The 22,173-nt window shown below is 36.1% G+C and carries 22 protein-coding genes and 2 pseudogenes; 15 read left to right on the top strand and 9 right to left on the bottom strand.

The genetic code is table 11. From position 1 onward, the window contains the following. The first annotated feature begins 17 nt into the window (after positions 1-17). The 11 genes from BM163_RS10825 to BM163_RS10775 all read left to right on the top strand — a co-directional run bounded on the left by BM163_RS10825 (position 18) and on the right by BM163_RS10775 (position 10,891). The gene (locus BM163_RS10825; RefSeq protein ID WP_170243731.1) at positions 18-716 is read left to right on the top strand and encodes a YwmB family TATA-box binding protein; all 699 of its coding nucleotides are present in this window, start codon (positions 18-20) and stop codon (positions 714-716) included. A 38-nt stretch (positions 717-754) separates the two neighbouring features. Then, on the top strand, positions 755-2,047 hold the full coding sequence (gene murA / locus BM163_RS10820) for a UDP-N-acetylglucosamine 1-carboxyvinyltransferase (protein WP_089803030.1): 1,293 nt from the start codon (positions 755-757) through the stop codon (positions 2,045-2,047). A 219-nt stretch (positions 2,048-2,266) separates the two neighbouring features. Continuing rightward, positions 2,267-3,724, top strand: coding sequence for an O-antigen ligase family protein (locus BM163_RS10815; protein ID WP_089803028.1), 1,458 nt, complete (start codon positions 2,267-2,269; stop codon positions 3,722-3,724). A 118-nt stretch (positions 3,725-3,842) separates the two neighbouring features. Continuing rightward, complete coding sequence (gene spoIID / locus BM163_RS10810; RefSeq protein ID WP_089803026.1) at positions 3,843-4,829, top strand: stage II sporulation protein D; 987 nt, start codon at positions 3,843-3,845, stop codon at positions 4,827-4,829. 95 nt (positions 4,830-4,924) lie between these two features. Next, a complete protein-coding gene (locus tag BM163_RS10805; protein ID WP_170243732.1) occupies positions 4,925-5,722 on the top strand; it encodes a M23 family metallopeptidase in 798 nt (265 codons plus the stop codon). A 369-nt stretch (positions 5,723-6,091) separates the two neighbouring features. After that, a complete protein-coding gene (locus tag BM163_RS10800) occupies positions 6,092-7,093 on the top strand; it encodes a rod shape-determining protein (protein ID WP_089803022.1) in 1,002 nt (333 codons plus the stop codon). 27 nt (positions 7,094-7,120) lie between these two features. Next, a complete protein-coding gene (locus BM163_RS10795) occupies positions 7,121-7,957 on the top strand; it encodes a flagellar hook-basal body protein (protein ID WP_089803020.1) in 837 nt (278 codons plus the stop codon). A 15-nt stretch (positions 7,958-7,972) separates the two neighbouring features. Next, the gene (locus tag BM163_RS10790) at positions 7,973-8,800 is read left to right on the top strand and encodes a flagellar hook-basal body protein (RefSeq protein ID WP_089803018.1); all 828 of its coding nucleotides are present in this window, start codon (positions 7,973-7,975) and stop codon (positions 8,798-8,800) included. A gap of 10 nt (positions 8,801-8,810) precedes the next feature. Continuing rightward, entirely contained in the window at positions 8,811-9,116 is a 306-nt protein-coding gene (locus BM163_RS10785; RefSeq protein WP_229675558.1) for a DNA-directed RNA polymerase subunit beta, read from the top strand. Between the two features lie 53 nt (positions 9,117-9,169). Further along, a complete protein-coding gene (fabZ, locus tag BM163_RS10780; RefSeq protein ID WP_089803017.1) occupies positions 9,170-9,592 on the top strand; it encodes a 3-hydroxyacyl-ACP dehydratase FabZ in 423 nt (140 codons plus the stop codon). 252 nt (positions 9,593-9,844) lie between these two features. Then, a complete protein-coding gene (locus tag BM163_RS10775; RefSeq protein ID WP_089803015.1) occupies positions 9,845-10,891 on the top strand; it encodes a glycosyltransferase family 4 protein in 1,047 nt (348 codons plus the stop codon). A gap of 38 nt (positions 10,892-10,929) precedes the next feature. Here the strand turns inward: BM163_RS10775 and BM163_RS10770 are convergent, their stop codons facing one another. From BM163_RS10770 to BM163_RS10755, 6 genes are all read right to left on the bottom strand, one after another. Then, positions 10,930-12,084, bottom strand: coding sequence for a CDP-glycerol glycerophosphotransferase family protein (locus BM163_RS10770; protein ID WP_089803013.1), 1,155 nt, complete (start codon positions 12,082-12,084; stop codon positions 10,930-10,932). After that, the gene (tagD, locus tag BM163_RS10765; RefSeq protein WP_089803011.1) at positions 12,077-12,475 is read right to left on the bottom strand and encodes a glycerol-3-phosphate cytidylyltransferase; all 399 of its coding nucleotides are present in this window, start codon (positions 12,473-12,475) and stop codon (positions 12,077-12,079) included. The genes BM163_RS10770 and tagD overlap by 8 nt, the downstream gene beginning before the upstream one ends. Positions 12,476-12,782: 307 nt before the next feature. After that, entirely contained in the window at positions 12,783-12,998 is a 216-nt protein-coding gene (locus BM163_RS14135; RefSeq protein ID WP_443093371.1) for an ATP-binding protein, read from the bottom strand. After that, on the bottom strand, positions 12,971-13,132 hold the full coding sequence (locus BM163_RS14130; RefSeq protein WP_280527170.1) for a hypothetical protein: 162 nt from the start codon (positions 13,130-13,132) through the stop codon (positions 12,971-12,973). Before BM163_RS14130 ends, BM163_RS14135 begins: the two co-directional genes overlap by 28 nt. After that, positions 13,128-13,289, bottom strand: coding sequence for an ATP-binding protein (locus BM163_RS14125; protein WP_308425401.1), 162 nt, complete (start codon positions 13,287-13,289; stop codon positions 13,128-13,130). Before BM163_RS14125 ends, BM163_RS14130 begins: the two co-directional genes overlap by 5 nt. Positions 13,290-13,475: 186 nt before the next feature. Continuing rightward, entirely contained in the window at positions 13,476-13,730 is a 255-nt protein-coding gene (locus BM163_RS10755) for a hypothetical protein (RefSeq protein WP_089803009.1), read from the bottom strand. A gap of 258 nt (positions 13,731-13,988) precedes the next feature. On the opposite strand from BM163_RS10755, the gene BM163_RS10750 reads away from it, so the two are divergent. Next, positions 13,989-14,690 (top strand): transposase, encoded by a 702-nt coding sequence (locus BM163_RS10750; protein ID WP_143088221.1) that lies wholly within the window; start codon positions 13,989-13,991, stop codon positions 14,688-14,690. A 378-nt stretch (positions 14,691-15,068) separates the two neighbouring features. Here the strand turns inward: BM163_RS10750 and BM163_RS10745 are convergent, their stop codons facing one another. Next, positions 15,069-16,256, bottom strand: a complete 1,188-nt coding sequence (locus BM163_RS10745; protein ID WP_229675557.1) for a CDP-glycerol glycerophosphotransferase family protein — start codon at positions 16,254-16,256, stop codon at positions 15,069-15,071. Positions 16,257-16,274: 18 nt separating this feature from the next. Further along, positions 16,275-18,392, bottom strand: coding sequence for a bifunctional glycosyltransferase/CDP-glycerol:glycerophosphate glycerophosphotransferase (locus BM163_RS10740; RefSeq protein ID WP_089803005.1), 2,118 nt, complete (start codon positions 18,390-18,392; stop codon positions 16,275-16,277). Between the two features lie 274 nt (positions 18,393-18,666). Between BM163_RS10740 and BM163_RS14040 the strand changes: the two genes are divergently transcribed. From BM163_RS14040 to BM163_RS10725, 3 genes and pseudogenes are all read left to right on the top strand, one after another. Beyond that, the gene (locus BM163_RS14040) at positions 18,667-21,018 is read left to right on the top strand and encodes an SH3 domain-containing protein (protein WP_229675559.1); all 2,352 of its coding nucleotides are present in this window, start codon (positions 18,667-18,669) and stop codon (positions 21,016-21,018) included. A 267-nt stretch (positions 21,019-21,285) separates the two neighbouring features. Beyond that, on the top strand, positions 21,286-21,474 hold the full coding sequence (locus BM163_RS10730; RefSeq protein WP_089803003.1) for a hypothetical protein: 189 nt from the start codon (positions 21,286-21,288) through the stop codon (positions 21,472-21,474). Continuing rightward, a pseudogene (locus BM163_RS10725) lies at positions 21,461-21,871 on the top strand (transposase); the annotation flags it as partial. The gene BM163_RS10730 and the pseudogene BM163_RS10725, both read left to right, overlap by 14 nt. Here the strand turns inward: BM163_RS10725 and BM163_RS10720 are convergent. Then, positions 21,808-22,173 (bottom strand): annotated as a pseudogene (locus BM163_RS10720) (IS21 family transposase); the annotation flags it as partial. The pseudogenes BM163_RS10725 and BM163_RS10720 overlap by 64 nt on opposite strands.

The raw sequence follows: 22,173 nt of genomic DNA, 5'->3' as shown, positions 1-22,173 counted from the left end.
AGAGGATGGTGGTTTTTATGCGTCAATTGTGCCTTTCGTTATGTTTATTATATATATTGGTTTTAAAAGTAACAGCGGTGGGAAGTGTTAATTATCCACTGGAAATCTTATCCGACCATTTAGACGATGCTTTATCGATAACAGAGGTCGAGACAGTCGTTACGGAAACACAAGAAAAAGAGTTGGATGTGCTCGTTTCAACTATTTTAAGCCAAGGGTTTACAACGGTAAAAAATAATCAAGCTGGATTAAGTCATGATACTTTTGCTCGAACAAGTGACCTAGGAAAAGAAACCATTCGCATTTATCCGATAACAAAAACACATGAGACAAACGAACGTTTTAAAATACAATACCAGGTCGCGCTAAAAGACCTAGAGAAAAAAACGATTGTAAGCTATTACAAACGACTCAATTCGTTCATTGCGACTATTTACACAGATAATAGAAAGATATATAGTTGTGGTAGTTTCGTATTTTATGATATGATAGAGAGCAATGAGTTTTTAACAATCATACTAAACGCATTAGATGTAACAGAGCTTGATCAATTAAAAGATCAAGATTTACATATGATGACTGGATATACACAGAAATTAACACAATATTACCTTGAGAACACAAAAAAGAAGAATGTTCAATTAGCCAGTCGGATAAGGTCTGACGGTACTGTCAAAGTAACACTTGGCACACCCATCCTAACGACTGAATACTAATAGTATATAGTGTTTTCTACAGAATGGGGAGAATAACCATGGAGAAAATAATTATTAACGGTGGTAAGACATTAACGGGAACAGTAAGAGTAGAAGGTGCCAAAAATGCGGTGTTACCGATTATTGCGGCAACGATTTTAGGCGAAACGGGTCGGTCTGTTTTAACGAATGTACCTGCCTTGGCAGACGTTTATACAATGAATGATGTCCTATCAAATATTGGAGCAAAAGTTGTGATGACAGGTGATGAGCTTGTTGTGGATGCCTCGGTTGATTTAACAACAGAAGCGCCGTTTGAATTTGTCACAAAAATGCGTGCATCTGTTCTTGTGCTAGGACCGTTGTTAGCACGTTACGGACATGCTTACGTTGCAATGCCTGGCGGTTGTGCGATTGGTTCTCGACCAATTGATTTACACTTAAAAGGCTTTGAAGCGATGGGGGCAACCGTAGAAGTTGGTCATGGTTTTGTTGAAGTGAAAAGTGAAGGACGCCTAAAAGGGGCATCTATTTATCTAGATATGGCAAGTGTTGGGGCAACAGAGAATATTATGATGGCTGCGAGTCTAGCAGAAGGTACGACTGTGATTGAAAATGCGGCAAAAGAACCAGAAATTGTTGACTTGGCTGACTATATTAATGGTATGGGTGGCCGTGTATATGGTGCCGGTACATCAACAATTACAATTGAAGGTGTGCATAAATTAGCAGGAACAGATCATACGATTATTCCTGATCGCATTGAGGCCGGAACGTTTATGGTAGCGGGTGCCTTAACAGGTGGCGAAGTGACAGTACTCGGTGCGCGCTCACGTGATTTGCGTGCGCTCATTTTGAAGTTAGCGGATATGGGTGTTGCTGTTGAAGAAGTAGAAGGTGGGTTGAAGGTTCATCCGACGGATGAACTCGTGGCAGTCGATATTAAAACCTTGCCACACCCAGGTTTCCCAACAGATATGCAGTCACAAATGATGACGCTGATGTTAAAAGCAAAGGGAACAAGTATGGTGACAGAGACGGTCTTTGAAAACCGTTTTATGCATATCGATGAATTCCGCCGTATGAATGCTAAAGTAAAAATCGAAGGTCGTAGTGTTGTTATTGACGGTGAATCAGACATACAAGGTGCCGAAGTGAAAGCAACCGATTTGCGCGCAGGTGCAGCATTAGTATTAGCTGGTTTGATTGCGGACGGTCAAACAACCGTTACGAATCTTTATCATATCGATCGCGGCTATGTTGACTTTGTCGGTAAATTAAAAGCACTTGGTGCTAAAATTGATCGCATTCAGGATGAAAAAGTTGCAGTGGCTGCTGTTTCGATGGCCTGATTAGTAATTATTTTATAAGATACTTTAAAATGTAAGCTGTGAGTAAGCTGAGAAATCAACTTACTCACAGCTTATTTCAGTTGTATAATAGTTGGTGTTACCCTTCATATCTTGGTTAAATTAAGGATGCCAATAATGACAGAACACTTGATGTTTTTAACAAATAACCGATAACAGCATTATAAGTCAATCATTCAGAGCAAAAAAAGAGGTGAAGAGATGAAAGGGTTATACTTTTGGTTTTTAACATGTCTATTGTTTAGTAGTTTATTTAATCAAGGATTATATTTTGATGCCTCTTTTTATCCGTATCACATCATCATTCAACTATTATTTATGATTTTTTTAGTTAGAATCTGGTTGTACAAAGAACACGCAATCACGTCTTACTTTATATTTTTGTTGATCCCACTAACATATCTTATACCGTTACTCTTTCAACCGTCTTCCGTTGCTTTAACGCTTCAGAGCTTTATGCGTGCAAGTACGACGATAAATTTCTTTATTATGGTGGTTTATGTCCTAACGGATAACTTGAAATCTCAACGTGTTCTCCCTTATCTGCTTCATGGGATTGGGCTAATACTTAGTGGCCATATGATCTTGTTTGATTTAGGTATCTTGACTAACGGAGAGTTCATCATGATGGGGCGCTATGCTGGCTTACTGGAATATGCCAATACTTTTGCTGTTGTGTTAGCGAGTCTCTATTTATATGGTTTAATTCAAGGACAAGTAGCTAAAACTACACATATGAAGTTAGTTCATGCTGCTTTATTGCCGCTCTATATGTTAAGTATCTTAAAATCACAATCTCGAGGCGTTTTATTATTTCTAGTTATTTTTTATATTGTATTACTTCTAATGCTTGAAGTGAAAAAACAACTACGATTAGTTATTGTAACAATAACCTCGCTTTTACTAGCAATTGTCCTCTTTGTTTTAATGGGTGAATTTAATAGTGGGCTGTTTATTGGTTTAGTAAGCATCTGTGCGGCGTTATCTAGTGCTACCGGCATATATATTACTAAATTTCACTTTAAGGGTATTAACATCTCTAGATTAGTCGTACCAACGGTCATGATTGTCGCTCTTGCGGTTATTATTTTTAATCTTTTACAACGAGGTACGCTCTATACAATATTGGATACTGTATTTGACTTTGATATGGCCAAACTCACAGGATGGCACACCTTCAAAGAACGTGTGGCCTTCATTAAAGATGGATTAAACATTGTTCGAGATGCGCCACTAGTCGGGCAAGGAGGGCGTGCGTGGGCGCTAAATTATGAAGCAGTGAAAAGTTATGATTATCATTCTCTTGAAGTACATAACGCCTATTTAGATATCCTTATAGAAACGGGGCTTGTTGGACTCACAATAACACTGGTTTTATTTGGTCTGTTAGCAAAACAGTTGATGGGTCATAAACGAGAGAAAATCATGCATGTCCTCCCTGTGTTGTTAATTTTGTGTCATAGTGTAATGGATTTTAATTTATCTTACGGGTTTGTTTGGTTCTTTATGAGTTTTATGGTGGGTGGTTATCTTAAAGGGGAGAATGAACTACTAAGCTTAGGTGCACGCTCTGATAAGTGGAGGTTAATGATAAATGTCATCCTTATGACATTAGCGTTCGGTTTCAGTTTGTTGACACTTATACTTGTAAACCTTTAGGGTGAAGAGAAAAGCGGCATAAGAAAGATATCTGTTTAGATAAAGCGAAACATATAATTGATGAAAGAGACATAGACTATCGTTGTGTAAATATCACAAAAAAGGAGCCTATGTCTTTATGACGATACGTCACTTTAGTAAACATCCAGCTAAAAAATACAGTCGTTTTGTGTTTCTGCTGTTCTTAAGTATCTATCTTATTCCAGCCGTTGTCATCCTTCTTGCTTCAGAAGAAACAACCAGTTCCGTTACCAGTCTAAGTCAAGCTCAAGCGACACCAGAGCCAGAATACTCTGTTACGGTGTTAAAAGATAATCAAAAAAAGCAACTTGACTTAGAGTCGTATGTCTTTGGTGTTGTGGCTAGCGAAATGCCGGCAAGCTTTCACATTGAAGCATTAAAAGCACAAGCGATTGCTGCCCGGACATATATTGTTCATCATTCCTTGAAAAACGATCCACAGATGAAGGAAAGTTATGTGACAGATACGGTATCTGATCAAGTGTATAAGACTGATGAAGAGCTTCAAGCGTTGTGGCAAGATAATTATGAAACTTATCGGAATAGGATTTCTGAAGCTGTAGAGGCAACGCGTGATCAGATTCTTGTCTATCAAGAGGAACCTATTTTTCCAGCGTTTTTCTCAACGAGTAATGGCTATACAGAAAATGCAGAAGACTACTGGACAAATCCCCTCCCCTATTTAGTGAGTGTGGAAAGTCCTTGGGATAAAACATCACCAAAATTCACCGAACATGTCACGTTTAAAAAAGCAGAGGTCATGGAACAACTCAAACTGACAGAAGATGCTTTACTGATGATTCGGACCGTTTATACTGATAGTGGGAGACTCAAGTGGATCGCTTTTGGACAATCTATCTTTACCGGACGGGAATTAAGAGAAGCGCTCGGATTACCATCAAGTGACATTACCGTTAAAGTCGTAGAGGCAGAAGTCGTCTTTCAGACGAAAGGATACGGCCATGGTGTTGGGATGAGTCAATACGGCGCAGACGGGATGGCCAAAGACGGTTATACACATGTGGATATCTTAAAACATTATTATCAAGGCGTGGATATCACGTCATTATCGAACTTACGATAAGAAACAAGGGTCTTTTAGTTAAATCCTATAAAATATAAAGTGACCTATGTATAAAACCATTTTTTATTGTTCACACTAGTGATGAGGTGATGAACATGGAAGAAAAACAATCATTCCGTGATTATTTAAAACAACTGACACGGAAAAAAGGCTTTTACCCTGCATTATATGTTTTTGTGATGATGACACTAGTGACCGGGGTGATTTGGCAATTCAATATGAATCAATTAAACGATGCGTTACCTGACTTAGAGACAGAGGATGCATTAACTGACGATGTAAGAGATGTCTTACGTAAAAAAGAACAACAAGAGAGTATCAGTGTCAGTAAAGATCAATTAGTGCCTGTAGAAACCTTAAGTTTTCCAGTAAGTGAAGCGTTTGATGTCGAACAAGTAACCAACTTTTATGAGTATACAATGGACGAGAATGAGCAACTGGCGGCACTTGTGATGTATAATCAGCAATATTACCAATCGACAGGTATTGATTTGACAGCGTCAAATAATACTGCCATTCCAGTGATCAGTGTACTCGCAGGGGATGTTTCATCGGTAAAAAATGATCCACTACTTGGTGGTGTCATTGAATTAACACATGACAATAAACTTAAAACATATTATGCCGGACTTACTGACATGGAAGTAGAAGTTGGGCAATCAGTAAAACAAGGGGATGTCCTTGGGCAAATGGGACAAAGCGAATTCAGGAAGGATCTAGGGAATCATGTTCACTTTGAAATAAGAGTGAATGATGTAGCGATTAACCCTAATCAGGCATTTGAAAAGCCAGTGGCTAAAATTATATCAGATCAACAAGTAACGGCAGATGAATCATTTGATCACTTACCTACATCTGAAGAAAGTGAAGCGGCTGAATTTGAAGGTGAGTAAACCGTCCACTCTTTTTAAAATAAACATATCACGGGGTAACTAATGTCTAAGAAGAGGTCCTCTTTTCAGACAGCTACATGTGTAACTTAACCTTTATTAAAGACGTCTATTATTAAGGCGGTCTTTGGTAAAGGTTTTTTGCTGTGAAAAAATAGGGGTGAGTTTAAGCAAAGTCATTCTTTGGGCTGATAGAAGTTAATTTTAAATATGTCTTGACAAGAGGAAAAAAAACACGATGAACGAATAAGAATTATCAAATTCCGGTAGGTATCATTCTTGATTTATGATATTATATATTATTAGAGACAAGTCGAAAATTGATGCGTTTTATAATAAATTCACTAAATGAGATGTAGGAGGATAACATTAATGTTTGCAAGAGATATTGGTATTGATTTAGGAACAGCAAATGTATTGATTCACGTTAAAGGTAAAGGCATTGTACTTGATGAACCATCAGTAGTAGCAATGGATCGTAATACAGGAAAAGTATTAGAAGTTGGTGAAGCGGCTTGGAAAATGGTTGGTCGTACGCCAGGAAATATTGAAGCTATCCGCCCATTAAAAGACGGTGTTATTGCAGACTTTGATGTTACAGAAGCCATGCTTAAGCACTTTATAAATAAAATTAATGTGCGTGGCATGTTCTCGAAACCACGCATGCTCATTTGTTGCCCAACAAATATTACTAAAGTAGAACAAAAAGCCATTAAAGAAGCCGCAGAGAAATCTGGCGGTAAGAAAGTTTATCTTGAGGAAGAACCAAAAGTAGCAGCTATTGGTGCCGGCATGGATATTTTCCAGCCAAGTGGGAATATGGTTGTTGATATTGGTGGTGGAACAACAGACGTAGCTGTTTTATCAATGGGTGATATCGTAACGTCTCAGTCGATTAAAATGGCTGGAGATAAATTCGATTTAGAAATTTTAAATTATGTAAAAAAAGAATATAAGCTATTAATTGGTGAACGTACATCAGAAGATATTAAAATTCAAGTGGCGACGGTGTTCCCTGGTGCGCGTAATGAATCAATCGATATCCGTGGCCGTGACATGATGACAGGCTTGCCACGCACCATTACCATTCATTCTGATGAGATTGAAAAAGCCTTGCATGAATCGATTTATGTGATTGTTCAAGCGGCTAAAAACGTCCTAGAAAAAACACCGCCAGAATTATCAGCGGATATTATCGACCGTGGTGTTATTTTAACAGGTGGTGGCGCACTTCTTCACGGATTAGATCAACTACTTGCTGAGGAATTAAAAGTACCTGTCTTCCTTGCGGAAGAGCCGATGAGCTGTGTTGCTAAAGGGACAGGCATTATGCTTGAAAATATCGATAAAATTGACCGACGTTCATTGTTTTAAAATGAACAAGGAAAGGGTGAACGAGACGTGCTAAGAGGATACTATACGGCCGCTAGTGGCATGAAAACACAACAACGCCGTCAAGACACATTATCAAATAATATCGCAAATGCCCAAACGCCGGGTTTTAAACAAGACCAAGCAATGATTCGATCATTTCCAGAGTTGCTCGTCAAGCGCATGGGCGATGAGACGTTAAAAACAAGAACCGATAAGCAAATGGCCTTATCGAGTCGTGTTGGTCCTCTCACAACGGGTGTTTATGTTCATGAGACGTTGGCTGATCAAACACAAGGGTTAATGCAAGAAACAAATATGACAACTGACATGGCACTAATCAATGGTACCTTACCAGATGAGTCAGGCGCACTCTTTTTCACTGTTCAAAATGCGAATGGTGATGTCCGCTATACACGAAACGGAAACTTTACGGTAGACGGAGAAGGTTTCTTAACGACAAATCAAGGTCATTATGTATTAGATGATGCGGGAAATCCTGTTTTTACTGACGGGCAAAACTTTACCGTGACGCCGGAAGGTGTCCTTACAACCGCAACGGCGGCAGTACCACTACAAGTCAACTATACAGCCAATCACTTTGACTTAATAAAAGATGATGAGAACCTGTTTGCTTTGATAGAAGAAAATGGTGAAGTCGTAGGAGAGATGAACAATGCACGTGGTGTCGCTGGTTTAACGTTCTCAGTTAGCCAGGGATTCCTTGAGGCGTCAAATGTTGATACGAGCCAGACAATGACAGAGATGATGCAAGCTTATCGCTTGTTTGAGTCTAATCAACAAGTCATTAAAGCGTATGATAAAAGTATGGAAATTGCGGTGAATCAAATCGGTCGCTTAAGTTAAAAGGAGTGAATAGTAATGAGTCGAATGGGATTACAAGCCGCAACGACGATGCGGGAACTACAGTCAAAATTAGATGTCATCGGTCACAACGTGGCGAATGCGAATACGACAGGGTTCAAATCGCAAATGTCGAATTTCAGTTCACTACTCTATCAAAATATTGATAACTTTAGCGATGAAAGAGCCAACAGTGTCGGCCGTGTAACACCGCTTGGTATTAGACAGGGGACAGGAGCGAGGATTGGTCATACCAATAACAATTTCTCTCAAGGTTCACTAATAAATACTGAACGGGCACTTGATATTGCCTTAACTGAAGAGCGCCAGTTCTTTGAAGTATCCGTAACGGAAAATGGTGCAACAGAAACGCGTTTCACACGCGATGGTGCCCTCTACTTACAGCCTACAGAAACTGGTGATTCCGCTCTTGTGACGAGTAATGGTCATGCGGTTCTCAATCAATTAGGTAACCCAATTATCATTGCAGGTGGCTTTGATGGTGTCACGCTTAATGAAGCGGGACAAGTGGTCATTAGACGTGGTAATATAGAAAATGTTGAAGCAGAGATCTCAGTTGTTGAGGCGATTCGTCCGCAGTTCTTAGAACAAACAGGTCAAAACCTTTTCCGGTTACCTGATGTTACTGAGGCTGGTTATACAGCGAATGAGATCATTGGCCAAGTGGGAAATGTCAATGTCGCCGTTGGTAGGTTAGAAAGTTCCAATGTTGATTTATCAACGCAAATGACAGAATTAATCCAAACACAACGTGCGTATCAGTTCAATGCACGGACGATTTCAATGCATGATCAAATGCAAGGATTAATTAATCAAATGCGCTAAGGAGTTTATTATGGATAATCAAATGAATAAAAACGACGTGGCAGTAACTGAAGGAACACAGGATAAAAAAGAAACACGACAACAAAAGAAAGCAGAACGCAAACAAAAACGTTTAGAGCGAAAAGAACGCCGTGCTGTTCATCGGATGTTCCCTATTTGGCTTAGAATCATTGTTGTTGTTGTATTAAGTGTTTTAGCTGTTATTTTAGGCCTTTTAGTCGGTTATGGTATCTTAGGCGGAAGTGAAGAGCCATTTAACGTGTTGACTTTTGACTTTTGGCAACATATGATAGATATCATTACAGGTGTTGAATAATAAAAGCAGGCAACTGCTTTTTCTTTTTAAATTAAAATTAGGAGTTGGTACTAATGTTAGATGTTAATCAAATTAAAGACGTGATTCCCCATCGTTACCCTTTTTTATTAATCGATCAAGTCGTTGAGATCGAAGAGGGGAGACGTGTCGTAGCCAAGAAAAATGTAACCATCAATGAACCGTTTTTTCAAGGGCATTTCCCTGAGCACCCCGTGATGCCAGGTGTGTTAATTGTAGAAGCTCTAGCGCAAGCAGGGGCTGTAGCTATGCTTAAAAAAGAAGAAAATAAAGGAAAAATCGGTTTCTTAGCGGGAATTGACTCTTGTCGTTTCAAACGTCAAGTTATTCCAGGTGATACGTTGATGTTAGAAGTTGAGATTACGCGCCTAAAAGGGCCAATTGGTAAAGGGAAAGCAAAAGCAACAGTCAATGGTGAGTTAGCTTGTGAAGCTGAGATTATGTTTGCGATACAGTAAATAAATCATGTTTTAATAACTCTAACTAAAAATACAAAAGGACAACGTTTTACTTAGGTGAAAAGTTGTCCTTTTTAAGATCTATTAACATATTTGATGCATCCATAGTTGAAATATGTTATAGTTATTTGATGATATGAACAGTTTATTAACTTTGTGTAACTTATAGACTGACCGAACGTCTAATTAAGTGAGTCATTAACAGATACGTTGTTTTAACTTATGAATTTGCATATTGAAAGGAAGGGGAAAATGTTCTATTTTACTGTTGTTGTGTTATGTTTTATCATAGCACTCGTCTTAACCCCTCTAGTTAAAAAATTAGCCTTTTTAATTGGCGCAACCGATCAACCGAATAAACGAAAAATACATCAGAAAATCATGCCCAGATTAGGTGGACTAGCGATAATCGGTAGTTTTATTGTAGGCATGGTTATATTTAATCCTGATGGTCATTATAAGTGGCCAATGCTTATAGGGGCGTTACTCATAATGGCAATCGGAATTATTGATGATATGTACCAAGTATCAGCGCGTTATAAATTTTTTGTTCAATTTATTGCAGCGTTTATTGTTGTACTGAACGGTGTTGTAATGGAATTTATTAATTTACCTTTTGGCTACACATTAGAGTTTGGGTATTTAAGTATACCAATAACAGTTTTGTGGGTAGTGGGTATCACTAATGCCATTAACCTAATTGATGGATTAGATGGTCTTGCTGGTGGCGTATCTACTATTGCGCTTTTAACTATTTCAGGGCTAGCAATCATGTTAGGCGATTTTTTCGTTGCGACGATTGCATTTATGTTAGTTGGGGCAACTTTAGGGTTTCTAGTATTTAATTTCTATCCTGCAAAAATATTTATGGGCGATACAGGGGCACTTTTTTTGGGATATATGATTGGTGTTTTATCTATTTTAGGGTTTAAAAATGCGACCATTTTCTCTTTAATTGTACCAATTGCTATTTTAGGTGTACCTATTATTGATACATTGTTTGCGATTGTTAGACGTGCAGCTTATAAAAAACCTCTTTATGCTCCGGATAAATTACACTTGCACCATTGTTTATTAAATTTAGGTTTTAGTCATCGTCAAACCGTTGTTTTGATATACGCAATGAGTGCTCTGTTTAGTGTTGCAGCTATTCTGTTTAGTCGCTCAGTTATGTGGGGATCAACGTTGCTGTTCTTCTTAGTTGCAATTTTAGTTGAATTGCTTATAGAATTGACGGGATTGGTAGGGTACAATTATCGACCGCTATTAAATGCTATAGGTAGACACTATCGTAAATAAAAAAGAGTTAGCATCTCATAAAGATGCTAACTCTTTTTTTATAATGTGTATATTTCATTTATTAGGCGTGTAGTTGATTTTCCATCAGAATATTTATTCCATTCATCAGAAAAAGACTTAATTTGTCTCAAGTCAAATGTATTAGATTGTATATGGTGTATAATTTCTTTTGTAGAGATCACGACAGGCCCAGGCATTTGTTCGTGGTAATCTTCAAAGAAGCCACGTTCTTTTATATAACTATCTAAATCATAACTGAAGAAAATCATTGGGCGCTGAAGTAAGGCATATTCAAAAGGTATAGATGAATAGTCAGAAATGAGATAATCTGAAATAGTCAATAACTCATTTAAGTTTGGATAGTTCGATACATCAATCACAAAAGCATCATTCTCGTAAGAAGACTTTGTGCGTACAACAGGGTGTAGTCTCAATAATATAATATGAGTGTCGTATAATGCTTCTCTTAGCATATCAATATCTAACTTTAAATTAAAATTAGCTATTTCTTGATCGCGAAATGTAGGCGCATATAAAATGACTTTTTTATCTTTAATGCCAGGATAGAAGTGAATTAGTTTTGATCTAGCTTTTTTTATGGCTAGTTCATCAAAGAAAAAGTCAGTTCTTGGTATACCAGTGAGTAATAGTTGTCTTTCCGATAAATCGAACGTTTGTTTGAAAATGCTAACCATCTTATCTGAGCCTACGATAACGTGAGTGAATCGCCTATAAACAGTTCTAAAGCGCTTATGAGCACGTTTTGATCTTTTCTTTATTGTTGGATCTAGCAAGCCGAATTGTTTGATAGCACCTGCAGCATGCCACAGTTGGATGACTTTAACCTCTTTTTTAAATGAGGTTGTTGCAAGAAATCCGAAATAGTTATCTACAAAAATAGTTTTTGCCGTAGCAATATGATAGATTGATTGAACAAATTGAATCGGATGGTACACTTCAAATGACAATTTCTTTTCTCTGTCGGATGGCTTGAATTTAAGTCGAGCGGCATTTGTTGTTAATACAACGATACTATCATCTGTTTTTTTTAGGATTTCTTGACGTACATAATCAATATTATCCCCGAATGAGGCAATTAGAATTGTTTTTTCTTGTAATTCACCGCGACTGAAGATTGAGAATAGACATTTTACAATAAACAAATAGCTAGAGATAAATAACTCTCTAGCCATTTTTTAAACCCTGCAATTCTTTTTTTATTTGTGTGGTTGAAATGCCTTCGGTACGTGGCAGGTAAACGACTTCGCAGTAGTCAGTCAAGAAGTCAAATTTTCCAGTCCAATCATCACCCATAACAAAAACATCAATATTATGTGCTTTTACATCGGTGACTTTTTGTTCCCAATCGGTTTCTGGTATAACTTCATCTACATACTTAATTGCTTCCAAAATGAGTTTTCGTGTTTCATAAGAGTGGTAAGCTTTTTTACCTTTTATAGCGTTAAATTCGTCTGAAGAAATAGCTACTGTTAAATGATCGCCTAAATCCTTTGCCCTGCGAAGTATATTAATGTGACCATGATGAATTAAATCAAACGTTCCGTAAGTAATTACTTTTCTCATAATTTCCTCCAAATTAAATCTATGATAGTGAATATATACTCTGATAAGTATATATTTTTTTATAAAAGAATGCAAGGTTTATGTAAAGTTGTTCTCGGTAAGTTTATCTAAGAGAAGAGCTCTTAACCAGTTGTCCGATCGCGTTCGAGTTTCAATCATTGATGGATAGGTTACCTTGTGTAGCAACAGCGGATGGATATGTTTTCTGTGAAAAGTGATGGGATATATGGACAGTTATTTTCATGTCTTTTGCTTATACATAACTGAGCGCTGCATTTATCAACTGAAATGTGAACCATGTATTAATTTAATTCTGAACCGCCTGACGATGTTGTAATTCTAGCCCCTCTTTCGTTTTTTGTATACGATATGAGCTACCGCTCATATTCAACACATATGATTTATGTGTGAATCTATCAGTTAATACAACGGTTAACAAGGGAACGTGAAAGCCCTCTTTCCAGTCAGTGAATGAAAGATTACTTGTTATTATCATTAATTTTCTTCCCGCACGTAGTAACAAAAGAGTAATTCGAGGTCTTCTTTATCAAAAGAAATATAGCCTAATTCATCCAGCATGACGAGATCGTATCTTTCGAACTTTAACTCAAAGCTCCGCAAGGTGCGTTCTGAACGATGTTCTTTTAATTGATTAATAGAGGATGGAACGGTTGTGAAATAGACACGGTAGCCCGCTAAACAAGCTTCCGTTTCTAAACCCTATCTTAATGTGACTTTTCCCTGTGCCAGGTGGACCAATCAAAATGATATTCTGACCTAATTCAATAAAGAACAAGGTTTTTAATTCCGACAAGCACGTGAGCGCTTGTACAGATAATACTTCAAATAAGAGAGTCCATTTAAAAATTTCTTTTGGAGCCTGTTTCAGACATTCACTATGATTCAAGACACTTTTTTTCTTTATTATTGATGTCTCTAGATAGTGAGTGATATCAATATGAAATTGATGAAGGACTCAGTCGTGTTTATGTTTACAGTGTCATTTACCATCGATGTAACAAGTCATGGTTTTAGTATCTATTTTTATTCGACAATCTACTAAAAAAGCAGCATCAAATGATTGAATCATCATTACGTCAATTGCCTCACGTTCAGCTAATAGTAATTCTCTTCTTGACAATTTATGTTGAGGATGAGATCTGTCATTGATTGTCTTTAATTTCACGACGATTCTTTCATAATCTGCCTCAATGCTTTCAAATGTAGGCCCTGTTGAGAAAGCTATACGTCTCATAAACCTGTATTCTCGAAATTTATAACGATATCTCATGGGAAACCGCTATAAACGTTGATAAATAGCAGTTTTTACATTGACGTTCACCTTATACAAAATTTATGGACATTACATGATAACGTACTGAGAAAACTGTTACCTAATCGTATAGAGAAAGATACGCAGGAAAACATATCAACACCACAAGAGATACCATTAACTAAAAGTGAAAAAGTTCGAGTAGAAAATGCTAATAAAAAATGGGAGCAGGCTTGTCATATGAAAGAGTTGAAAAAACAAGGCTATTCTCTACAGAAAATAAGTAATCTCATAAATATAGACTGGCGAACGGTTAAAAAATACATTGAGATGACAGAACCACCATCTCTTAAACGCACAAAACGTCCAAAACCTCTAGACGCTTTTCAACAAGAGGTTATACAGTGGGAGACCGACGGTCTCACCATTAGCGCTATGTATCATAAATTAAAAGAAAAAAATTATACCGGGACCTACGGTGCTTTAAAATATTATGTGGCGAGTCTACGTAAAAAGAAAAAGGCTGGCCAAACGTTACAGCCTGGTAGTTATTACGATAGAAAAAACATTAGAAAAATATTATGGCAAAATGATTTAGAAGATGAGAAGAAAAGGAAAATAATGAATGAGATACTAACGAAATATCCTAAGCTTAGACCGTTCTATGCATTCATCACGAGTTTTCGACAAGCACTAAAGGACAAAGATATGCCAGAGTTTCGCGAACTTATTTTATATGAGAAAGATCGACAGGATCCATTAACTACACACGTCATTTCAAGACTATTATCTGATTTTCCACCTACTTTAAATGCCATAGAACTTGATGAAAACAATGGTTTCCTAGAAGGTCAGGTTAATCGTTTGAAAACAATTAAACGCATGTTGTATGGAAGAGCAAGTTTTCCTCTCTTACGTCTAAGGATTCTCTATCATCCCTAATTTCAAAAAAAACGCATTTATATTTGTTAGGCACATATATTATCCCCAAAATTGCGTAAGAACCAACATAACTCTTACCTTTACTTACATCGAGGGCAATGACTCTTAACGTTAGACCTCCTCTCATTAAGTTCTGAAGTGCTCCACTAATCCTTAACATTCCATTTTCCTCACACGGTCTCCATGGACCAACATACTTTAATCTGATTTCATTAAGGTTAGTGAAGGGGCCAGTTTGACATACAGACTTAAAGGTCTTATGGTGTTGACGACCTCATCTTCACTTCCTACTTTAAATTAAAAAGTAGTGTAAATCCACCGTCGTGGATATTACACTACTAATCTTAGTATGTTTGACAAAGAACCGAGGTTTTTAGTTCAAATATCTGGAAATATCACTTGTTCAACAACACACTTCGATGCAGATCCATTATCAATTGAATTGAAGCGTTCTTTGTATTCTCTTGAAAAGTTAACTCTCTTATTAAAATCAGTTGACATTATTAAATTTGAGACTTCTTCAGTTGTCCTGCATATCGGAAAAGGAAGTTTTTCAATATCAAGATAAAAACCTCGTAAATTATACTGATATTTTTCTAAATCATATGCATACAAAACAATAGGCCTCTCTAGCAAAGAATAGTCGAAAATTACAGAAGAGTAATCTGTAATCAACATGTCCGACACAAGATATAAATCTCTTATATCTTCATATTCCGAAACATTAATAGCGAATCCCTCAAAATCATTAAGATCTAAATTTTCAGCAATAAGATAATGAGCTCTGATTAAAATCATAAAATCATTTTTTAAGTTAGACTTTAATAAATCTAATTCAAGTTGTAAATTAAACTTATAGTGTCCGATATCAATAAATTCATCATCTCTCCATGTTGGAGCATACATTATAATTTTTTTAAAGGGGTCAACTCCTAAGCAATGCTTTAGTATATTGATATAGTCAGAATTATCGTTATTAATCAAATAATCATTCCTTGGATAGCCGCACTCCAAAATCTTCCCGTTATAATTAAATGCTCTTTGAAATTGTTCCGTTGAAAATGCGTTTTGAGAAATTAAATAATCCCATTTGTCAGCATCCTTTAAAAAACTTTGTTTGTAATTATCTGTATTAGTCCCCGGCATCTTTACATCAGCAATATCTATACCTAACTTCTTTAAAGGAGTACCATGCCATGTTTGCACATATTTAATTTCAGCAATCTTTGGCACCCAAAACGGGAGCCTTGTATTGGTAATCCAGTACTTTGCTGTAGCCATATGATAGACCCACATTGGAGATAACCGTTTCACAGAAGTAATACGGTTATCTTTTAACAGTTCTGATGATCTTCTATCAATTGCCCATAAAAGTTTGAAATTTGATGAATGGTTTTTTTGTATATACTCATATATAGCACGCGGGTTGTCACTGAACTGTTTTCCATGAAAACTTTCAAACACAATCTTATTTCGTTGAGGAAGAGTAAGGAATAACTTGAACATTATAGGATACAAAATATTAATCATTTGTCGGACGATTTTTCTAATATACTTTTTTATCACTTTTCTATTCTCCCTTAATCAGTCAAACACTTCTTTTATAGCTTTTTCCGCTGCGTGCCCGTCATCCCAAGAACAAAACTTTTCATAGAACAGATTGTATTTAGCATCAAATCTTTTAAAATTATCCTCAATATTGTGAATGGTTTTTACTATGTCATCTGTGTTGTATAACAACGGTCCAGGTAAATCTGTTTCCATGTTTATATAAAAACCTCTCAATTTATCACGATAATTCTCCAAATCATATGTGAAGAATAGAATTGGGCGTCTTAGATTAGCATAATCAAAGAAAACTGATGAGTAATCTGTAATCAATATATCTGAAACCAGATAAAGCTCGGATATATCATCATATTTAGAAAAATCAAATGCAAAACTTTCATAATCACTCAAATCCAGTTGATTAGCAATGAAATAATGCATCCTAAGCACAACAATATATTCATCTGATAGCTCACTCCTTACTTTATTCAAATCAAGCTCCAAATTAAACTTATATTTACCGGCTTCATAAAATTGATCATCTCTCCAAGTTGGCGCATAAAGAATAACTTTTTTGTCCAGAGGTAGCTTCATACTTTGTTTTAGTTTACTAATATCATCTTTATTATTTTTTTTATACAAGACATCATTCCTTGGATAACCAATCTCTAACATTTTTTTATCGAACATAAATGCTCTTTTGAAAATTTCAGATGAGTATTGGTTAGGTGAAATAAGAAAGTCCCATCTTCTCGATTGTGTGTAGAAGTCTCGTTTATAATGCGGATTCGCTGAGTAAACATCTCTCATATCAAATACGAGATTTTTAAGTGGTGTACCATGCCATGTTTGAAGGTAAATATTTCCTTCTCTTTTATCAAACCTTTTAGGAATTCTTGAATTACTTACCCAATACTTAGCTTTTGCTAAATAATAATAATGTTTAAAACTAAAACGCTTTATCTGTTTAGCATCACCTGGGATTTTTTTACCAACTTCATTAAAAATCCAAACATATTTATACTCAGCTTTACTATTTAATAATTCTTCGTATATATACTTTGGGGAGTCAGAGTAATTCTTCCCAAGAAAACTTTCAAACACAATTAATTTATCATTCATAGGGGTTTTAATAAACACATTGCGATATAGGTAAGTGTATAGATGGTGCTTACCTTTAAAAGCTTGTTTTATATTTCTTAGTTTATTATGTGTATTCATCACTTTAGAGTACTTCAAGTAATTATTTTTTAGTATAGGATTAAATTCTCGCTTCAGAATTATAGATTTATTTTTCAAAGCTTTAACTTCTAAATCTCTTGAAATCCGCACTAATAAATCGAAAACATCTTGTGATTGACCATTTTTTTTCAAAAAAAGCACAATTGATTTCCTATAGTAATTTAAAAATTGCTGATCTAAATATTTTTTGATTATTTGATTACTTCTATAACGTTTTTTTAAGGTGCTCATCACAACCAAGTATGATTGGACCTTATTTAACATATTCTCTTGCATTATCGAAGGGTCATTCAAAGGATCATTCCTCAGACGTTTGTAATAAATCGCACCCTTAACATATGTTATTTCTGATGTTTGTTCAATTATCCTAGCAATATACGCTAAGTCCGTAAAATGCCGGGCATCAACTTCTAATTGTTCTATACTAGAAAGTAATAACTCCTTTTGAATTAGAGCATGTAAAATAGAACGCTTTTTGAATAGATTGGGTCTTTTTTTCTTATATATTTTCGGTTCATAATCATTTATAATTTGAAGTTTTTCAAATTTTGTCGCATTTACCATCTTACCAACTGCTACCAAATTATTACCTTTTGCGTTGATTAGCCTTTCAATTGCTCTTTCATCTAAAAAATCATCGCTGTCTAAAAAATAGACGTAGCTTCCTGTTGCTTTTTGCAATCCCGCTAGCCTTGAGAAAGACACTCCCTTATTTTCTGAATTAGTAAAACACCTTATGCGATCATCTTTTTTAGAAAACGAATTAATAATATCTAGAGATTCGTCAGCTGAATCATCGTTAATAATAATTAATTCAATGTTCTTATACGTCTGTTTTAATGCCGAATGTAAGGACTCCTTCAAAAAATTTCTAGCGTTGAATACAGGCATTATAATTGATACTAGTTCCATTCAAATCACCTCATTCTCTATATAACTTTATATGGCTAAAGATGTCAAGAGATTATTCTAGTTACATAGGAAAAGTTTAATATCCTGATAACAGGTATTAAATACTATTCTTTCATTATTTATCTGATATAGTCTTAACAAACGCACTAAATTCTGAGATAATACTGAATAAGACTATCAAACTAAGCTGAGGAGGTGGGTAATTAGCGTTCAAAACGATAGTTTAACAATATCTTAATATTTGAATCTTTTTGGAGGCTAAATTTTGATACAAATGAAACCGATGAGAAAAATTGTATTTGTCTTGCTCGTATTATTCTTTTTTATAGACCCAGTAATCCCCAAAAAAATTAATAATACAGATAATTTATATCAGATAAATGCTCAAGAAGTATTGCGTGGTATAGCACTTAAAGACAGAACTGCAGTATACAGTGAAAAATCTACTGATAGTGATATACTTCGACAATATAATCAAGGTAGAGTTTTACTCTACAGAGACAGTTCAAAAAATTGGTATGAGGCGTATGTCATTATTAATGGAGAGGGTCAAACAGGGTATATTCACCGTAACGATGTTGAAACATTAGATCTTTCAAACCAATTGATTTTAAGAGGTATTGCTACGACGAGGGTAGATGTATACAAAGAAGCCTCACGTTCTTCCACTATCCATCGTTCTTACAGAGAGGGAAGTTCACTAATTTATAAAACCTACTCTAATAATTGGTATGAAGCTTATGTCATCGTCAATGGAGTTGGACACACTGGTTTTATTCATAAGGATGATGTTGAGAACATCGATTTATCTAATCAGCAGCTTCTTAGAGGAATTGCATTGGATAATGTTAAAGTTCACTCAAATCCTGCTCAGTCATCCTCTACCTTAAGGACCTATAGAGAAGGAAGTGTATTACAGTACAAAACCTTTTCTTCGGAATGGTACGAAGCCTATGTTATTATTAACGGAATAGGACGCACTGGTTACATTCATAAAAATGATGTTGATAATATCGAGAATACATCTTCCGAGTCACTAAGGGGAGTTGCGTTAAATAATACGAGTGTATATTCTAGAGCATCTACGAACGCACCTGTACTCAGATCTTATTCACAAGGGCACCTATTATATTATCGAACTTTTTCTACCAACTGGTACGAAGCTATAGTCATTTTAAATGGTACGCCTAGAACTGGGTATATAAATGCACGTGACGTTGAAACTATCTCTTCTGAGCAAATAGACTACACTGGATACGCTGATAGTTCTCCTACTAGAGTTTATAGTAGAGCATCTAGAGATTCTAAAGTATTACGTTCTTATAACAAAGGTCAATTTTTATACTTTAAATCATTTTCATCTTCATGGTATGAGGCCATGGTCATTATAAATGGAAAACGAACCACGGGGTATATTCACAAGAGCGATGTTACTTTTGAGCCTGTTCGACAGGTTAAAACAACAAACTATAACATAAGATTCAGTAATTTTGTTGATATTCAAATGACACGCACACCGAAAGCGAATGGAACAGGAACTATACTCGCCTCAAGACCATTAGTTGAATACTATGCTAACCCATCCAATTTTAGAGAGAATGAAGTTGGATTCTATCAGTTTTTAGATTTGTCAACACCAGCTGGGTTGAATGCAACGGAAGTAAATAATAACGTACTAAATAGCCGGACAGGCTCGCTTGCTAATACTGCTGGTGCCTTTATTGAAGCCGGCAATAGATATGGAATTAATGAAGCATATCTTATTGCGCATGCACTACACGAAACTGGAAATGGCACCTCTCAATTAGCACGAGGTGTTAAAGTGAATGGAAGAACCGTTTATAACGTTTATGGTATAGCTGCATACGATAACTCAGCTGTTACAAGTGGCTCTCAACACGCTTACAATCAAAAATGGTTTACACCAGAAGCTGCTATAATCGGAGGAGCTAAATTCGTTGCACAAAACTATATTCATCGAGGTCAAGATACTTTATATAAGATGAGATGGAACCCTGCAAATCCAGGGGTTCACCAATATGCTACTCACGTCGCATGGGCACAAATTCCAACTCAAAGAATTTCACGCATCTATGATTCCCTACAAAGTTATGTGCAGACATTCGATGTTCCCAAATTTAATAATCAGCCTGGATTCCAAGGGGCTACTCCACCACAGAACACAATAGAATCATCAAATTATCCTAATGGTGCAATAGGATTGACAACAGGTTCTAATGTTAGATTTCGATCAGAACCTTCAACAGTTTCTAACCAAACGATAATTGCGACAATAAGAAGTGTTAACACTAAATTAGACATTCTTGGCACAAACAATCAAGGTTGGTATCAGGCTGGATTTGAAGGGAAAACTGGTTGGATATCTGAAGATTTTGTAAAGTTATCTAACGTCCTTCAAGTTACTGCATCAAGCCTAAATGTACGTCTAGATCCTAGTACTAGAAATCCTTCACAAGGAAGATTAAGTAATGGCGATTTTGTTTTAATGGTGCTTGATGATGACTCTAAACCCGTTACACATGAAGAGTGGTATAAAATACATTATCAAGGGAAAGAACTTTGGATTAGCTCAGGACCTAACAGCAACTATATAAAAATTCAATAATGGTTTTATACTTACTTATTCTCTTGATTTCCATATTTCATAAGTAAGCGTCAATCCATTAGATAGGTCAGCATGGCAAATAGCCTTCACTACACTTAACATTGTAGCAAAGGCTATTTGTCGTGCCGACTGTATATGGCATAATTGAAATGGTTCTTACGCAATTTTGGGGATAATATATGGTAAGCGCCAATTGAACGGGTATATACCCCATATTGAATCCTCCATTTACAATAAAGTTAACTTTATTGAATGGAGGATTATTTTATGTCCGATAAACAGGATATTGTGCCAGTCTCTTTAAAGAATGAATCGCAGTATCAAATGCACAACCAAAAAACACAAACGAAATCAGCCGTTGCTTTTCAAGTAACGAAAGAATCAACAACTTACCGTGTATATAATGGTATTGATAAATACATTCTGTATACCCTGCTAAAGGTGGATAGGTTATAGTTCTGGTCCAAACAAGACTGCAGAGCTAGTCACTCGCGCCTTTGCTTCAGTAAAAACGAATCTACATCGGCTTAAATTATTCCACACGGATAGAGGTAGTGAATTCAAAAACAAAAGTATTGATCAAGCATTAGATACCTTCGGTATCGAACGTTCTCTTTCGGCAAAAGGCACCCCTTATGATAATGCCGTCGCAGAAGCTGCATTTAAAACACTAAAAACAGAATTTATTTCAGGTGAACAATTTGCTTCGCAAGAAGCGTTAAACCTTGGTTTATTTGACTATGTCAATTGGTATAACAACATCAGGATACATGGTTCACTAGGCTATCAAACGCCTGCTGAATATAAGAAAAATAGAGCGATACACTCCGCATTTTCCGAAGGAAAAACCTGAAAATAAAACGTATTACTGAAAGGAAACGACATCACCAAATAGGGTAACTCCATCGATTCTGATTGATAAACAAAAGGAGCCGTTCCGAAATCAACTTGTGCTGTCCCCGGGATAGATTCCAAAGGTAAAGCTGCTTGATCAACCATTGTTTTTAATTCTTTTTTTCGTTTAGAAACATACTGGCGAACACTTCTCTCAGATCCTTTAAAATCATGATCTTCCACAAGCTGTTGAAATAAACGTTTCGCCGTGCGGCGATATTTCCGTTTCTTTTTAGAATCCTCATTCAACCATTCATCAAG

Source organism: Halolactibacillus alkaliphilus, assembly GCF_900115465.1.
GTDB lineage: Bacteria > Bacillota > Bacilli > Bacillales > Amphibacillaceae > Halolactibacillus > Halolactibacillus alkaliphilus.
The sequence above is the reverse complement of the archived record's forward strand: the minus strand, read 5'-3'. Positions and strand labels throughout refer to the sequence as shown.

Bases quoted from the DNA above. Each gene is read 5' to 3' on its own strand.
- BM163_RS10825 (WP_170243731.1), top strand. From the start codon at position 18: ATGCGTCAATTGTGCCTTTCGTTATGTTTATTATATATATTGGTTTTA.
- murA (WP_089803030.1), top strand. From the start codon at position 755: ATGGAGAAAATAATTATTAACGGTGGTAAGACATTAACGGGAACAGTA.
- BM163_RS10815 (WP_089803028.1), top strand. From the start codon at position 2,267: ATGAAAGGGTTATACTTTTGGTTTTTAACATGTCTATTGTTTAGTAGT.
- spoIID (WP_089803026.1), top strand. From the start codon at position 3,843: ATGACGATACGTCACTTTAGTAAACATCCAGCTAAAAAATACAGTCGT.
- BM163_RS10805 (WP_170243732.1), top strand. From the start codon at position 4,925: ATGGAAGAAAAACAATCATTCCGTGATTATTTAAAACAACTGACACGG.
- BM163_RS10800 (WP_089803022.1), top strand. From the start codon at position 6,092: ATGTTTGCAAGAGATATTGGTATTGATTTAGGAACAGCAAATGTATTG.
- BM163_RS10790 (WP_089803018.1), top strand. From the start codon at position 7,973: ATGAGTCGAATGGGATTACAAGCCGCAACGACGATGCGGGAACTACAG.
- BM163_RS10785 (WP_229675558.1), top strand. From the start codon at position 8,811: ATGGATAATCAAATGAATAAAAACGACGTGGCAGTAACTGAAGGAACA.
- fabZ (WP_089803017.1), top strand. From the start codon at position 9,170: ATGTTAGATGTTAATCAAATTAAAGACGTGATTCCCCATCGTTACCCT.
- BM163_RS10775 (WP_089803015.1), top strand. From the start codon at position 9,845: ATGTTCTATTTTACTGTTGTTGTGTTATGTTTTATCATAGCACTCGTC.
- BM163_RS10770 (WP_089803013.1), bottom strand. From the start codon at position 12,084: ATGGCTAGAGAGTTATTTATCTCTAGCTATTTGTTTATTGTAAAATGT.
- tagD (WP_089803011.1), bottom strand. From the start codon at position 12,475: ATGAGAAAAGTAATTACTTACGGAACGTTTGATTTAATTCATCATGGT.
- BM163_RS10755 (WP_089803009.1), bottom strand. From the start codon at position 13,730: ATGAGACGTATAGCTTTCTCAACAGGGCCTACATTTGAAAGCATTGAG.
- BM163_RS10750 (WP_143088221.1), top strand. From the start codon at position 13,989: ATGAAAGAGTTGAAAAAACAAGGCTATTCTCTACAGAAAATAAGTAAT.
- BM163_RS10740 (WP_089803005.1), bottom strand. From the start codon at position 18,392: ATGGAACTAGTATCAATTATAATGCCTGTATTCAACGCTAGAAATTTT.
- BM163_RS14040 (WP_229675559.1), top strand. From the start codon at position 18,667: ATGAAACCGATGAGAAAAATTGTATTTGTCTTGCTCGTATTATTCTTT.
- BM163_RS10730 (WP_089803003.1), top strand. From the start codon at position 21,286: ATGTCCGATAAACAGGATATTGTGCCAGTCTCTTTAAAGAATGAATCG.